Genomic DNA, 14,486 nt, shown 5'->3' with positions numbered 1-14,486 from the left:
ATGAACAATGATTAAAATGCTTGAAAGGCTTTTCCATGACAACGTTATTCGATCCTATCAAGGCAGGCTCTCTTTCGCTGGCAAACCGCATCGTGATGGCACCGCTCACGCGGGCGCGTGCCTTTGGTGAAGTGCCAAATGAATTGAATGTACTTTACTACCGCCAACGTGCAACGGCTGGCCTTATTGTTTCTGAAGGAACGGCCATCAGCCAACAGGGGCAGGGCAACATTGATGTCCCCGGCCTTTATGAAAAGGAGCAGCTGGATGGTTGGCGCAAGGTGACCGATGCCGTCCATCAGGAAGGTGGGAAAATCGTTGCCCAGCTATGGCATACCGGCCGTATATCCCACAGCTCCCTGCAGCCCGGCGGCGGCGCTCCTGTTGCTCCGTCAGCTATCAAGGCCAAGGGAAGAACCTATATTAAAGGCGATGACGGCAAGGGTGCTTTTGTTGAAACATCGCAACCACGCGCTTTGGAAGTTGCAGAGCTTGACGGCATTGTCGATGATTTCCGCAAGGCAGCACGTGCCGCGGTTGATATTGGCGGGTTTGACGGGGTCGAAATCCATTCGGCGAATGGTTATTTGCTGGACCAGTTTTTGCGCGCGGATTCCAATCAGCGCCATGACGATTATGGCGGCTCGATTGAAAACCGTGCCCGTTTTCCTCTTGCGGTTGCAGAAGCTGTTGCCGCTGAAATTGGTGGCGGCAGAACCGGTATTCGTATCTCGCCGGTGACACCGGCAAATGATGCGCATGATCCCGATCCCCAGCCGCTTTTCGATTATTTTGTTGATGCACTTGCAGCCTATGATCTGGCGTTTATCCATCTGATTGAAGGCGCGACAGGGGGCGACAGAAATTATCAGGAAGCCTCTTATCCATTTGACTATCTGCGTTTGAAGCAGGTTTATCGCGATGGCGGCGGCAAAGGCGCTTGGATGGTCAATAATGGCTATACACGGGATATGGCGGATGCTGCAGTTGCATCGGGTTATGCAGACCTTGTTTCATTCGGCAAACCCTTCATTGCCAATCCGGATCTGGTGCGTCGTATCAAGGAGAATGCACCTTGGAATGAAGCCGACCAAAAGACCTTCTATGGCGGTGATGAAAAAGGCTACACCGATTATCCGTTTTTCGGTTGATGCGTATATGTCCTGAAAAATTTGAAGGACATTTTCCTTCCGGAGATAGCTAAAAAGAAAAGGTCAGAGTGAACCCGTGTGTTGATCAAAAGCGGGTTCACTCTGGTTCTTTGTCTAAGGTTTTGTCTGCACACAAACACCTATCAAATATTGTTGGAAATGCTCTAGAGCGGTTCCCGATTGATGTGAAAGATCCATCGGACAAGATACCGCGACAAGTCAAAAGCTTGAGAGCGTCGGCCTGATGTAATCGGGTCGAAAAGCGCTCTAGAGCGGTTCCCGATTGAGGTGAAAGATCCATCGGATAAGATACCGCGACAAGTCAAAAGCTTGAGACGCGCCGGGCAGATAGCATCGGGTCGAATAGCGCTCTATGAGCCGATCAATATATGACGAAAAAACCATCCGTCATCACCGGATGGTTTTTTGTTCAACGACGTTGATTTTTCTAAGACGTGATATCGATAATTCCGGCCTCGCCGCTCTCGCAGCCAAAAGCCAGTCTATGCCCTGCGGCATCCCAATTCATGGCCGACACGGCACCTTTACCAGAGCGTCTTAACAAAACTTCTTTGGCATCCACGAAGCGTACAAATAAAATCAATCCATCATCAAAGCCGATAGCCACCATGTCTTCACTCGGGTGACAGGAAACACAGGTTACCATGGCATTGCCACGCGTACCCAATTCCAGCGGTGCTTTACCCATCGGGCCATCCTTGGACTGGAAAGGCCATACAATGGCTGCGGCAGCGCCTGATGTTGCCAGCCATTTGCCTTTGGCACTCCATGACCAGCTTTTGACCTTTGTCGGGTATCCACTCATACGCAGATGCTGGTCGTCGGAGAGACGCCAGCCATGCAGGGCGTTTTCCTGCATCGCGGAAATGACATAGCGGTTGTCGGGCGAAAATGTCACCCCGAAATGGGCACCTTTCCACGTCAGTTCGGTTGGCGCTGCATCCGAGCCCAGCCAATGCAATGTCACACCATTATAACGGGCAACTGCGAGACGCAGACCCTTGGGGGCAAAAGCAAGCCCCTCAACGCTGCGTTCATGCTCAAATTCGCGAAGTCCATTGCCACTATCCGCCCACGCTTTGCGCGACGAAGCAAACGCATAAGCGTTATGCGGGCCAGACGCGATCGAGGTGATCCACTTGCGGTCTTGCCGCGCCCGTTCATGACAGACACCGTCAGGCCCGGTCTGGCAGATGCGGCCATCTTCACCGCCGGTCAGAATGGTTTTTCCATCATGCCCGATAACTGCCGACGCAATTCCGGCATGGGCTTCAACAGTGGCAGCATCCTGCCCCAGAATCGCAATCTGTCCGGCAGCAGAAACAAAAAAAGCTTGGTCATTGACAAAGCCCGCCAGCAGGCAATGGCTATCAAGATCGTGCGGGGCAATCGTCGGCATGGAGGACTCCCTTATGCGCAGTTTTCAAAATCGGCTTTCAGCTTTTCACCATCAAGCTCGCGACCAATGAAAACCAAACGACTTTCACGCTTTTCGCCATCTTTCCATGGACGCTGGTGATCACCTTCCAAAATCATGTGCACACCTTGCACGACATAACGATCTTCGTCACCCTTGAAAGCGATGATGCCTTTCAAACGAAGAATATTGGGCCCTTGGCTTTGTGTGAGTTGTTGGAGCCATGGGAAGAATTTCGCCGGATCAAGCTCGCCCGTGCGCAGCGATACCGATGTGACGGTAATGTCATGCAGCGCTGCACCATGCACGTGATGTTCGTGATCGTGTCCGTGCGCATGGTCATGGTGATCATGATGGTCGTGGTCGTGATGATCGTGTTCATGCTCACCGTGGTGATGATGGTCGCAATCCGGCCCGCAAACATGCCCCGGCTCGTCATGATCAAGAAAATGCGGATCATTTTCCAAAGCGCGCTGAAGATCAAACGCGCCACGATCCAGAACCTTATCCAGAGAAATATTGGCCCGTTCGGTGCGATAAACCATTGCAGTTGGATTGATCGCCCGGATTGTTGCCTCGACGTCGGCCAGTTCTTGGGGGCTGACAAGATCGGTTTTATTCAACAGGACAACATCGGCAAAGGCAATCTGGTCTTCCGCCTCGCGGCTGTCCTTCAACCTTAGCGGTAAGTGTTTCGCATCGACCAGTGCCACAACTGCGTCAAGCTGGGTTTTTGAACGCACATCATCATCCATGAAGAATGTCTGTGCTACTGGAACCGGATCCGCAAGCCCCGTTGTTTCAACAATAATGGCATCGAAACGGCCGGGACGGCGCATCAGACCTTCGACAACGCGGATCAGGTCGCCCCGCACTGTGCAGCAGATACAGCCATTGTTCATCTCATAGATTTCTTCATCGGATTCGACAATCAGATCATTATCGATACCGATTTCACCGAATTCATTGACGATGACGGCGTAATGTTTGCCATGGTTTTCACTCAGGATACGGTTGAGCAAAGTGGTTTTACCAGAACCGAGATAGCCGGTCAGAACGGTAACCGGAATTTTGCGCGAAGTGTTTTCAGTCTCGCTCATAGCATGACCTTTCCAATGACAGGATTATAGAAACTCGTTTCGATATAAGCGATGCATTTGACCATTTCCACCGCTGTCGCGACATTATTGTTTGAAGAGGTCGAGATTAAAGCGGAACATATCGGAAAGTAAACCGGATAATCCCGCCAAAGCATGGTCGAATATCAATTTACCGGCATCGGCATTGGCTTTGGTTGCATCACCTGCGGCTCCCTTAGGGTTGAGATCACGCATTTTCCAACCGAAAGCTTGCGGGCCATAGGCGCGCAAATATTGATAAGTCTCAATGAAATCGGCCTGACGATTATGAAAATTTTCCGCTTTCGACATGGTGACGGTTTCTGGTGCAAGATAAAGCATGAGCGAGGTTTCGATAAATCCTGCATGGATATCGAGGTGTTTTTCTTCCGCACTCAACAAGCCATCCGGCAGCCCAAAACGGCTCCAGCTGGTTGCGACTGCAAGCATCGGTAAACGACAGCGCAGCTCCGTCACGACAATGCTCATCAATGCCGAATTGCCACCATGAGCGTTCAGAATCAGCAATTTGCTGCTGCCGTTTTTGTAACACGCCTCGCCAAGAGCAATCCATTGTTCCACTGCCTGCGAAAATGTCAGCGTGCGGGTTGCTTCTTCGTCCATATGCTCGATTGAGTAACCGATATTCTGTGTCGGGCAGACAGATATTGCATGTCTGCTGTCTGCGAAACGCGCAAGCGCTTCTGCAAATGCCGTTGCTATAATCGTGTCGGTATCCAAAGGTAAATGAGGCCCGTGATATTCATGTGCGCCTAAAGGTAGAATACTGATTATTTCTTTTTTTTCATCCACCGTCTTATCCTTGGATAAAATCTTGCTTTTGATTGGTTATTCACAACTTTTGTATTTTGCAATAGCTTTGATCAAAATCAATGTTTTGCGCCTTTCCTGCGAATCTGCTTGATAGTCCTTGTGAGAGAATAACGAACACTCTCGCATCGTCTTCGGGGAGACATATATATTATGCTAGTTAATAACCAACAGCTGGCGCTGGATGTTGTTCAATCCGCGGCCAGAATGATGAGAACATCTTTGGCTCATCGCCTCAATGAACATGGGCTCTATGCCGGGCAAGACCGTATTATACTGTCCTTGGCCGCGCAAGATGGCCAATCACCCGGTGTGCTGGCGAAACAATTGGGCGTCAAACCGCCAACTGTTACCAAAACGATTGCCCGCTTGCAGGAACAGGGTTTTGTAACCAAGCGTGGTTCGAGCAAAGATCAAAGGCAACTTCACGTCTTTCTTACAAAGAACGGTCGGAAGGCTGTGGAATTGATCAAATCGGCCATTCTTGAAACAGAACGTGATGCGTTAAGTGGTTTCGGGCAGGAAGAATACAATGCATTGCTCGATATGCTCAACCGGGTACAAACCAATCTTTTGAATGGACGCCTGGCAACACCTTTATTTCGTTTGGAACAATCCGAAACAGATAGTCTTTAAAGGAACTTTAATGGGACAGGATATGATTGACGCTCATTCCTTTTCCATGAAGGATTTACGTATAAAAGGATAACACGAACAAAATGATTCATCGGATCATTTTTTCACAGCCATAGGCTTTTGCTTTTTAAGAGACGTTTTTTCCCCAGACATCAAGACGAAGACCAAATTGTATCACGTGAATCCAGTATGTTATTGCTTCTGGATAAGCGCTATGACGGCATGTTTTTGTGCGCTTATTGGGTAACTGCTAGGAAATTGTCACCGTTGACGCTATGTATAACGGCCAGATCATTTTATCGCAGAAGGACAAACCCCGTTGGCACAAAAGATCAAGCTTTCTACAATAGCCGATGCATTGGGTGTTTCAACGGCCACAGTCTCATTGGCCTTGCGTGACAGCCCGCTTGTCGCGGATGATACCCGTGAGAAAATCAAGGATTATGCGCGCCAAATCGGTTATATCTATAATCGGCGGGCGGCAAGCCTGCGGACGTCGCGTTCGGGCATTGTCGGTGTTGTTGTGCACGATATCATGAATCCATTTTTTGCCGAAATTTTGCGTTCTATCGAAACCGAACTGGATCGGTCGCGTCAGACATTCATTTTGTCCAACCACTATGACCAGCTCGACAAGCAAAGAAATTTTCTTGAAACACTGCTGCAGCTTGGTGCTGACGGCGTTATCATGTCACCGGCAATCGGCACGCCTGCTGCCGATATCCAGATGGCGGAAGATAATGGTTTGCCGGTTGTTTTTGTTGCCCGCCACGTCGATGGGGTTGATGCGCCGGTTTTCCGCGGTGATGATGCCTATGGCATTTCACTTGCCACCAACCATCTGATTTCGCTTGGCCATAAACGGATTGCCATGGTGGGGGGGACTGATTTTACGTCAACCGGTCGCGACCGTTATGAAGGCTATATCCATGCGATGGAACGCGCAGGCCTTGATGTCAATCCGCAATGGCGCATTGAAGGGCCACGGACAAAGCAGGCCGGCTTTGAAGTGGCACCGCAATTTCTGGCTTTGAAAGATAAACCGACAGCAGCCGTCTGCTTTAACGATCTGACGGCAATCGGTCTCATGAACGGCATTGCCCGCGCCGGTCTCGCCGCAGGAGAAGATATTTCGGTTACCGGATATGACGATCTAGAAGAAGCGGCCATTGCCACACCGGCATTGACCACGGTCTGGAATGGCCAGCGAGAGGTTGGCCGTCGCGCGGCGCGCGCACTGCTTGATCTTCTCAATGGGGTTGAGGTTGAAAACGGCCATGACCTGATCAAACCGGAGCTGCATATCAGACAATCTACCGGTAAAGCCAGAGATCGCTAGAGCATTTCCAACAAAAGTTGACAGACTTTTGTGTCAGGAAAATGCGATAGAAAAAAGAGTTAAAACAGATCTGCGACTCAACATAAAATGAATCTGCTCTAGAGCATTTCCAACAAAAGTTGGAGCAGCTTTTGTATTAGGAGAATGTGATAAAACAAAGAGTTAGAGTGAATCCATGCCTCAATCAAAAACGGATTCATTCTAGGCGGTGGTGACAATTTGAAAATTTCTGCACCAACTCTTTTAGGGTCATGCCAAAATTGTCCTGTTTATCGTCGCCCATCGTCAAATATGCACCACATGTTTTCCTTGTCGCGCTTAAAACAGGACAATTTTATCTATGGTGCCGCCATTCCATAAAATGTCACTACAGCCTAGGTCCTGACCCTGGTCAGCCAATGCGTGGTTGAGCGTTTGCTGCAGCCCTTTAGAGCGCTCCGATGCGCAACATCTTGTGCCGATGAACAGCTTCGCCAAAAGCCTTGAATATCTTGTTCGAGGGTGCATCGCTCTCGGCCCAATATTCAGGGTGCCATTGCACGCCGATTGCAAATGTATCGGCATTTTTGACGCTGACAGCCTCGATCGTGCCATCGGGCGCGGTTGCTTCGACAATCAAGCGGGGGGCCAGCGCATCAATGCCCTGCTGATGAACTGAGTTGACCATGATTTCGCCTTCGCCGACAATCGCGGCAAGGCAAGTATTATCGCGGATATCAACTGGCTGATGGATGGCAAATTTTTGATCGCTATCATCGGTTTGCGGCGCGCGATGATCCTGCCTGCCGGGAATTTGCTGAATGGCAGGTGCTAGGGTGCCACCCAATGCAACATTGAGTTCCTGTATGCCGCGACAGATCGCCAGTAAAGGCAAGCCACGTTCCAGTGCTGCGCGAATAAGCGCCAAAGAGGACGTATCGCGGGCCGGGTCGAAAGGCTCATATTCTTTTGTCGCTTTACGGCCATAATGGTGGGGCTCAACATTGGATTTGGCACCGGTAATCAACACGCCATCCACGGCATTGAGAACCATATTCAGGTCGATGTCGTTTCCCAAGGATGGTACAATGAGCGGTGTCACAAGGGCGACATTTGCCGCAGCTTTCAGATATTGTTCGGGGGCACCATGCCAGACATATCCGTCGAAGTAAGGACAATCCGCGGGCACTGCGATGAGAGGTTTGGAGCCGGCCGACATTTTCTTTCCTTGATGTTCCCTTTTGTCGCAAATGAACGCTTATGTTTGGAGAAAATTTGACGAATGTCAAATGGCTCTCATAGCCTTTGATTTGTCCATGTTAACCGCTTCTTGCAAAAACATCGGTGCGACAGATGACAAAATGCATAAATCACTGGAAAAACGCGATGTTTCTAGGTAACAATAATGTGTTTCGAATGATCGAAATGATGAAATCCGGCATTGGTTATGGAATTTGGGGAAGCGGCTTTGAACGAGCGCGAAAATTTCCCCGGACAAAAGGAGACAACACTTGGCCCAAACTATTTTTGTAGCCAAAGAAACGGCGAAAGGAGAAACACGCATTGCCGCTTCTCCCGAAACCGTCAAAAAACTGGTGAACCTCGGCTATACGGTGCTGGTTGAAAAAGACGCGGGAACGCAATCGCGTATTTCCGATCAGGAATTTATTGATGCCGGTGCTTCGTTGGTGAGTGCAAGCGACGCTAAAAAAGCCGACATTCTACTCAAGGTGCGTCGTCCTTCGACAGCAGAATTGGCCCACTATAAAAAGGGTGCTGTGCTTATTGCCATGCTTGACCCTTATGGTCATGAAAATGACGTTCATGCCATGGCCAAGGTAGGTTTAACAGCATTTACAATGGAATTCATGCCACGCATTACCCGTGCGCAGGTTATGGATGTCTTGTCGTCGCAGGCCAATCTCGCCGGTTATCAAGCCGTCATTGATGCAGCTGAATATTATGACAGAGCATTGCCTATGATGATGACCGCGGCTGGAACAGTTCCTGCTGCCAAGGTCTTCGTGATGGGGGCAGGGGTTGCCGGACTACAGGCGATTGCGACAGCCCGTCGTCTGGGTGCTTCAGTCACGGCCAATGATGTTCGCCCCGCCGCCAAGGAACAGGTAGCTTCGCTTGGAGCAAAGTTCATTGCGGTCGAAGACGAAGAGTTCAAAGCCGCAGAAACCGCTGGCGGCTATGCCAAGGAAATGTCAAAAGAATATCAGGCCAAACAGGCCGCTTTGACAGCCGATCATATATCCAAACAGGATATCGTCATCACCACAGCTCTTATCCCGGGGCGTCCTGCACCAAGGCTTGTGACAAAGGATATGCTGAAGTCGATGCGGGCAGGTTCTATTGTTGTCGATTTGGCAGTCGAGCGCGGCGGCAATGTTGAAGGTGCGGTTGCCGATCAGGTGGTTGAGGTTGAAGGTGTAAAAATCGTCGGCTTTACCAATGTGCCGGGGCGTATTGCCGCCACTGCGTCACAGCTTTATGCGCGCAATCTTTTCGCATTTCTGGACATTTTGACGGATAAGGAAGCCAAGCAACTGGCAATCGATTTCAATGATGAGCTGGTTAAAGCTACCGTCCTGACCCATGATGGCGCAGTGGTGCACCCAGCCTTTGTCAAAGATACGGCGGTGAAAGCGGTTGAAAAGACATCGGCGCCAGCTGCTGCAAAGGCCGTTGCCGCAAAAAAGACAACCACAAAGCCTGCGGCAACCAAATTGGCCGCAAAAAAGACGGCGACCGCACCAAAGGCAAAAGCGGCTGCGACACAGCCGAAAGTGACAGCCAAGCCTGCAGATACGGCAAAAAAAGCAGCGCCATCAAAAGCAAAAAAACCTGCGGCCAAGCCGGTTGAAACCAAAACAGATAAAGGAGCCAAATAATGGCAAAAGAGGCTCTCGATAAAGCCCTTGAAGGCTTGGAACAGGCCATTGCCGCCGTGCGTGATGCCGGAGGCCAGATTGGTGACGGCACAGCACAGGCGCTTCACGCTGCCAGTGGCGGCGTCATCGACCCGTTTATTTTCCAACTTGCGATTTTTGTTCTAGCAATTTTCGTTGGTTACTATGTTGTCTGGGCGGTGACGCCCGCCCTGCATACGCCGCTTATGGCGGTCACAAACGCCATTTCTTCGGTGATTGTTGTTGGCGCTTTGTTGGCTGTCGGCCTTTCAGCGTCGGGCCTTGCGGGAACATTCGGGTTTATTGCGCTGGTCTTGGCAAGCGTCAATATTTTTGGCGGGTTTCTCGTCACCCAGCGCATGCTGGCCATGTATAAGAAAAAAGATAAGTGAGGCGTTGAGTTATGAGTGTTAATTTTGCAGCCTTTCTTTATCTGATTTCCGGTGTCATGTTCATTATGGCATTGCGCGGTCTGTCGCATCCCACAACCAGCCGTAAAGGCAATACGTATGGCATGGTTGGTATGGCCATTGCCATCATCACCACTTTGCTTCTGGCGCGCCCGAGCTTTGGTGGCTTGGTGATGATCATTGTCGGTCTTGCGATTGGTGGCGGCATTGGTGCCGTAGTTGCCCGTCGTATCGCCATGACAGCCATGCCGCAGCTTGTCGCCTTTTTCCATTCGCTTGTCGGTTTGGCAGCTGTAATGGTGGCGGCTGGTGCGCTCTATTCACCCCATTCTTTCGGTATCGGCGAAATCGGTTCTATCCATGGCCGTGCACTGGTTGAAATGGCATTGGGTGTTGCAATCGGTGCAGTCACGTTCACCGGCTCCATTATTGCCTTTTTGAAACTTGATGGTCGTATGTCAGGCAAACCGATTATCTTGCCGTCACGCCACCTCATCAATATAGCGTTGGCAGCTGCCATTGTCATTCTCATCGCCATATTGGTGGGCACGGAAAGCCATTTTGTTTTCTGGCTGATTGTGCTTTTGTCATTGGTTATCGGTATCACGCTGATTATCCCGATTGGCGGGGCGGATATGCCGGTTGTTGTTTCCATGCTCAATTCCTATTCCGGTTGGGCGGCAGCCGGTATCGGCTTTACACTGGGCAATATGGCATTGATCATCACCGGCGCGCTTGTCGGCTCTTCTGGTGCTATCCTGTCCTATATCATGTGTAAGGGTATGAACCGGTCGTTCATCTCGGTCATTCTGGGCGGCTTTGGCGGCGACAGTGCCGGCCCGTCTGGTGCTGGTGAAACCGAGCAGCGCCCCGTCAAACAAGGCTCGGCGGATGATGCGGCTTTCGTCATGAAAAACGCAGGCAAGGTGATCATTGTACCGGGTTACGGTATGGCGGTCGCGCAGGCACAGCACGCATTGCGCGAAATGGCAGACAAGCTGAAAGCCGAGGGTGTGGAAGTCAAGTATGCCATCCATCCGGTGGCCGGCCGTATGCCGGGACATATGAACGTACTTTTGGCAGAAGCCAATGTTCCTTATGATGAAGTTTTTGAATTGGAAGATATCAATTCGGAATTTGCAACCGCTGATGTTGCCTTTGTCATTGGTGCCAATGACGTGACCAATCCGGCTGCAAAAACCGATCCGACTTCACCAATTTACGGCATGCCGATTTTGGATGTTGATAAAGCCGGTACGGTCTTATTCCTGAAACGCGGTATGGGTTCTGGTTACGCGGGCGTGGAAAACGAACTGTTCTTCCGTGACAATACGATGATGCTTTTTGGCGATGCCAAAAAAATGGTCGAAAGTATTGTCAAGGCAATGGACTAGAAGCATGAAAGGCCGCCTGCAAAGGCGGCTTTTTTCATGAAGGGAATTGATGATATGGCAACTTCTGCACAACAGATTAGAGCTTGGCGGGGACCCGCACTTTTGAGCTATGGCTATCGACCTTTCTTTCTGCTTGCAGGCATCTGGGCAGTGGTGAGTCTGTTGTGCTGGATATTGCTTTTTTCTGGGCGAGACGTACTGGCAATTGCCATTGACCCGTTTTCCTGGCATGCCCATAGTTTTCTTTTTGGCTATCTATGGGCAGTTATTGCCGGTTTTTTGATGACGGCGGTTCCCAACTGGACCGGGCGTTTTCCGATTGTGGGCTGGCCTCTTGCCGCTCTGGTTGGTCTGTGGCTAATCGGACGATTTGCTATGGCTGTTTCGCTTTATCTTTCGCCAATGGTTGTCGTTACACTCGATCTGGCCTTTCCGTTGATTTTCACATGCGCCATCGGACGTGAGATTATTGCCGGAAAAAATTGGCGCAACCTCAAAATCCTCATTCTGCTGGCCATGCTGTTTTGTGCCAATCTGTTGTTCGATGTTGAGGCATTCGACGGACAATTTGCAGCCGACGGTTATGGTGCACGTTGGGCCTTGGCCATTGCCGTTTTCCTCATCGCCCTTGTCGGTGGCCGTATCATACCAAGTTTTACACGCAACTGGCTGGCAAAGAATAACAGCACCCTATTGCCCGCGCCCCATGACAGGCTCGATCAGGCAATCATGGTTTTGACTGCTATCACATTGATCTTATGGGTTATCTTTCCCGATACCGGCGAAGTTGCCGTATTGTGTGGTATCAGCGGTCTTGCCAACCTTTATCGCCTTTACCGTTGGCGCGGATGGCTAGCGCTGAAAGAGCCGCTTGTATGGGTGCTTCACTTGGGGTTTCTGTTTATTCCACTGGGGTTTATTGCCCTGACTTTGGGTGAATTTGACATCATACCGGGTGGCCGTGCGCCGATGCAACATCTTTGGATGGCGGGTGGCATAGGCATGATGACCATTGCCGTCATGACGCGTGCCAGTCTCGGCCATGCGGGGAGGCCTCTCAGCGTTTCATGGCCTGTCGTTATAGTTTATTGCAGCCTGTTTGTTTCGGTGTGTCTGCGCTTGATTGCGGGTATCGCTGATAATAATATGGCGATGCTGCACCTATCCGGGACATTATGGATGGTTGCTTTCTGCGGTTTTGTACTGCTCTATTGGAACATTCTGACAAAACCACGCATGCAGCGCCAACCTAACTAGGGCCAGGCCCTAGAGTGAATCCGTTTTTGATAGAGTTACGGATCCACTCTTCACTCTGTTTTCTCGCATCTTCCTGACCCGAGTATCAGCTTTGTCCGTAAATTAATGCATCTTGTTTTGCACGCAAGCGGGCTATCCATTGTTTTTCATTAATCGCCGCATTTCTTTCGGTAATCAGTGCGTTCTTTTTAATAGGTGCCGTAACCGTGGCCCCCTCTAAAAGACCGCAGGGGATAGCCTGTTCGCGGCGCGCTTCTTCAACGGTCATATTCCATGCGCGATAGGTATAAAGGCCGATGAAATCAAGTTTGTCGCCGGGTTGAAGGTCTTTTTTGGCGACGGCGCAAACTTCTGCCACCGGACGCGCCAGCGGCACCATATCCGGTTTGCCATAAAGCATAACGCGGGCACAGGTAAGCGGTACTTCCATGGCAGTTAAGTGATAGGGGCGGTGAAAAGTAAAGTAAGGGCCTTGGCCAATTTTCAGGTCTTCCATCCGTTCCCAAACGCGGGGATGACGCATTTCTGCAACAACAAACACACCGGGAGAAACCCCTTTGCCAATCGAATAGTCCACCACGCCGGACTTGCTCAAAACGCCGCCATCTTTTTGTGGGATAAGAACCTTGTTTAAAGCATCAATATCGGCCTTTGGCCCATGCATGCCGGCGCAATCGGGTACAAGGCCGGTCGCATTGGCAATGGCTGTCATTTCGACCATGGTTTTAGAACCATCGATGAATTCGACCAGCATCCGCACATTCATATCGCGTCGGGCCGCTTCTTCCTCATAATCATCAGGGATGGCATCAAAAACCAGCGGATTGTTCTTGCCCTTCCCTGCGGCAACAACCTTGTGCCCCAGGCTTGAAACAAATTCGATCAACTCCATACAGGATGAAGGTTCATCCCCCGCACCCAATGTATAGATCAGGCCGCGTTTATCCGCTTCATATTTCAGATAGGGCCCGATGGTAACGTCCGCTTCGACATTCATCATGACGAGGTGTTTGTTGTTTTGCAGGGCTTTGTAACCAATTTCGGCACCCGCTTCCGGATAGCCGGTGGCATCCACCACCACATCGATCAACTCATTTTGCAACAGCAGATCGAGATCGCCCGTTGCGGCAATCTTTCCCGCTTCGATGGTTTCTGTCATCGCCGCCGCATTCTCGACTTCCCGTGCATGACCTTTTTCTTGATAGGCAATGTTGGCTGCTTCAATGACCCGCGATGGTGTACGGGTGGAAACAGCTGCCACTTCAATCCCGTCCATATGGGCCACACCAGCCAAAAGGTCTGTTCCCATTTCCCCGCAACCAACCAAGCCAATTCGAATAGGTTTGCCACGCTCGCTATGCTGTTTGAGGTCGCGCGCCAAACCGGTCAGGGCTACATTGCTTGTCATGGGAACTCCACTGGATTGTAGACATCTTCGAAAATCAGATGTCTTATTTTTGGGCAGCACAGGAATTTTATAAAATCCCAAGCAACGGTCTAATCTCCGACTTCCTTAAAATCAAGGGCAGGCATGGTTGTGGTTGATAAAGAAGAGGTCGCAACATGGTCAATTGTGCAATACGTTGACGATGCTTTGTCTTGGAGAAATCAAAACCGATAAGGACGAGCGGGATGCTGGCATCTGCCATCCGCTTGCAAAGCCGCGCATATTCCATTCCGTTTCGCCATGACGTCGAGTTAAGAGAAACATCAAGATGGAAGCGTTGCCGTCAGTGGTGCAGGCCTCGTTTGCTGCATGATATTACAAAATATTTTATCAATCATGATAATCTGCAGATCGTGGACGGTGTTGGATGCCGGTATATTGAATTTGGATAGAAGCTCTCTATCCTCCCGATGTGGTGATCATGAACGAGCGTCCTATTTTGAATGTCCTTTAGAGCGGTTGCCGATTGATGGGAACCATCAATCGGACAGGATACCGCGACAAACCAAAAGCTTGAGACGCGCCGGCCGGATAGCATCAGGTCGAAAAGCGCTATATTTGTCACCAT

At 50.4% G+C, this 14,486-nt stretch carries 12 protein-coding genes; 7 read left to right on the top strand and 5 right to left on the bottom strand.

Annotated elements, in window-relative coordinates:
• Positions 1 to 35 precede the first annotated feature (35 nt).
• Positions 36 to 1,151 (top strand): alkene reductase, encoded by a 1,116-nt coding sequence (locus ACYSNS_RS00315; RefSeq protein ID WP_461721141.1) that lies wholly within the window; start codon positions 36 to 38, stop codon positions 1,149 to 1,151.
• Positions 1,152 to 1,599: 448 nt separating this feature from the next.
• On the opposite strand, the gene ACYSNS_RS00310 is transcribed toward ACYSNS_RS00315, so the two are convergent.
• The 3 genes from ACYSNS_RS00310 to ACYSNS_RS00300 form a co-directional block, all read right to left on the bottom strand.
• The gene (locus tag ACYSNS_RS00310; protein ID WP_461721140.1) at positions 1,600 to 2,571 is read right to left on the bottom strand and encodes a WD40 repeat domain-containing protein; all 972 of its coding nucleotides are present in this window, start codon (positions 2,569 to 2,571) and stop codon (positions 1,600 to 1,602) included.
• A gap of 11 nt (positions 2,572 to 2,582) precedes the next feature.
• Positions 2,583 to 3,689, bottom strand: coding sequence for a CobW family GTP-binding protein (locus tag ACYSNS_RS00305; protein WP_461721139.1), 1,107 nt, complete (start codon positions 3,687 to 3,689; stop codon positions 2,583 to 2,585).
• A gap of 84 nt (positions 3,690 to 3,773) precedes the next feature.
• A complete protein-coding gene (locus ACYSNS_RS00300; RefSeq protein ID WP_461721138.1) occupies positions 3,774 to 4,520 on the bottom strand; it encodes a creatininase family protein in 747 nt (248 codons plus the stop codon).
• A gap of 171 nt (positions 4,521 to 4,691) precedes the next feature.
• Between ACYSNS_RS00300 and ACYSNS_RS00295 the strand changes: the two genes are divergently transcribed.
• Together ACYSNS_RS00295 and ACYSNS_RS00290 are read left to right on the top strand one after the other, a co-directional pair.
• A complete protein-coding gene (locus ACYSNS_RS00295; RefSeq protein ID WP_461721137.1) occupies positions 4,692 to 5,174 on the top strand; it encodes a MarR family winged helix-turn-helix transcriptional regulator in 483 nt (160 codons plus the stop codon).
• Positions 5,175 to 5,493: 319 nt separating this feature from the next.
• Positions 5,494 to 6,513 (top strand): LacI family DNA-binding transcriptional regulator, encoded by a 1,020-nt coding sequence (locus ACYSNS_RS00290; protein ID WP_461721136.1) that lies wholly within the window; start codon positions 5,494 to 5,496, stop codon positions 6,511 to 6,513.
• A gap of 427 nt (positions 6,514 to 6,940) precedes the next feature.
• On the opposite strand, the gene ACYSNS_RS00285 is transcribed toward ACYSNS_RS00290, so the two are convergent.
• Positions 6,941 to 7,711: a gamma-glutamyl-gamma-aminobutyrate hydrolase family protein gene (locus ACYSNS_RS00285; protein WP_461721135.1), complete on the bottom strand. Its 771-nt coding sequence runs from the start codon at positions 7,709 to 7,711 to the stop codon at positions 6,941 to 6,943.
• Between the two features lie 292 nt (positions 7,712 to 8,003).
• Here ACYSNS_RS00285 and ACYSNS_RS00280 point away from each other — a divergent pair, with 292 nt between their 5' ends.
• From ACYSNS_RS00280 to ACYSNS_RS00265, 4 genes are read left to right on the top strand one after another with little or no spacing between them, the layout of a single operon-like run.
• Positions 8,004 to 9,392 carry a Re/Si-specific NAD(P)(+) transhydrogenase subunit alpha gene (locus tag ACYSNS_RS00280; protein ID WP_461721134.1) on the top strand — a complete coding sequence of 463 codons (1,389 nt, stop codon included), beginning with the start codon at positions 8,004 to 8,006 and terminating at the stop codon, positions 9,390 to 9,392.
• On the top strand, positions 9,392 to 9,802 hold the full coding sequence (locus tag ACYSNS_RS00275; protein ID WP_461721133.1) for an NAD(P) transhydrogenase subunit alpha part 2: 411 nt from the start codon (positions 9,392 to 9,394) through the stop codon (positions 9,800 to 9,802). Before ACYSNS_RS00280 ends, ACYSNS_RS00275 begins: the two co-directional genes overlap by 1 nt.
• An 11-nt stretch (positions 9,803 to 9,813) precedes the next feature.
• Positions 9,814 to 11,214 carry an NAD(P)(+) transhydrogenase (Re/Si-specific) subunit beta gene (locus ACYSNS_RS00270; RefSeq protein WP_461721132.1) on the top strand — a complete coding sequence of 467 codons (1,401 nt, stop codon included), beginning with the start codon at positions 9,814 to 9,816 and terminating at the stop codon, positions 11,212 to 11,214.
• A 36-nt stretch (positions 11,215 to 11,250) separates the two neighbouring features.
• Positions 11,251 to 12,471 carry an NnrS family protein gene (locus tag ACYSNS_RS00265; protein WP_461721131.1) on the top strand — a complete coding sequence of 407 codons (1,221 nt, stop codon included), beginning with the start codon at positions 11,251 to 11,253 and terminating at the stop codon, positions 12,469 to 12,471.
• Between the two features lie 85 nt (positions 12,472 to 12,556).
• Here ACYSNS_RS00265 and ACYSNS_RS00260 read toward each other — a convergent pair whose 3' ends face one another.
• Positions 12,557 to 13,879, bottom strand: coding sequence for an NAD(P)H-dependent oxidoreductase (locus ACYSNS_RS00260; protein ID WP_461721130.1), 1,323 nt, complete (start codon positions 13,877 to 13,879; stop codon positions 12,557 to 12,559).
• Between the last annotated feature and the right edge of the window lie 607 nt (positions 13,880 to 14,486).

The sequence above is a fragment of the Bartonella sp. LJL80 genome, assembly GCF_054871565.1.
This window is presented reverse-complemented; position numbering and strand designations above follow the sequence as displayed.

Coding starts and splice junctions, on each gene's coding strand:
- ACYSNS_RS00315 (WP_461721141.1), top strand. CDS start 36: ATGACAACGTTATTCGATCCTATCAAGGCAGGCTCTCTTTCGCTGGCA.
- ACYSNS_RS00310 (WP_461721140.1), bottom strand. CDS start 2,571: ATGCCGACGATTGCCCCGCACGATCTTGATAGCCATTGCCTGCTGGCG.
- ACYSNS_RS00305 (WP_461721139.1), bottom strand. CDS start 3,689: ATGAGCGAGACTGAAAACACTTCGCGCAAAATTCCGGTTACCGTTCTG.
- ACYSNS_RS00295 (WP_461721137.1), top strand. CDS start 4,692: ATGCTAGTTAATAACCAACAGCTGGCGCTGGATGTTGTTCAATCCGCG.
- ACYSNS_RS00285 (WP_461721135.1), bottom strand. CDS start 7,711: ATGTCGGCCGGCTCCAAACCTCTCATCGCAGTGCCCGCGGATTGTCCT.
- ACYSNS_RS00275 (WP_461721133.1), top strand. CDS start 9,392: ATGGCAAAAGAGGCTCTCGATAAAGCCCTTGAAGGCTTGGAACAGGCC.
- ACYSNS_RS00270 (WP_461721132.1), top strand. CDS start 9,814: ATGAGTGTTAATTTTGCAGCCTTTCTTTATCTGATTTCCGGTGTCATG.
- ACYSNS_RS00265 (WP_461721131.1), top strand. CDS start 11,251: ATGAAGGGAATTGATGATATGGCAACTTCTGCACAACAGATTAGAGCT.
- ACYSNS_RS00260 (WP_461721130.1), bottom strand. CDS start 13,879: ATGACAAGCAATGTAGCCCTGACCGGTTTGGCGCGCGACCTCAAACAG.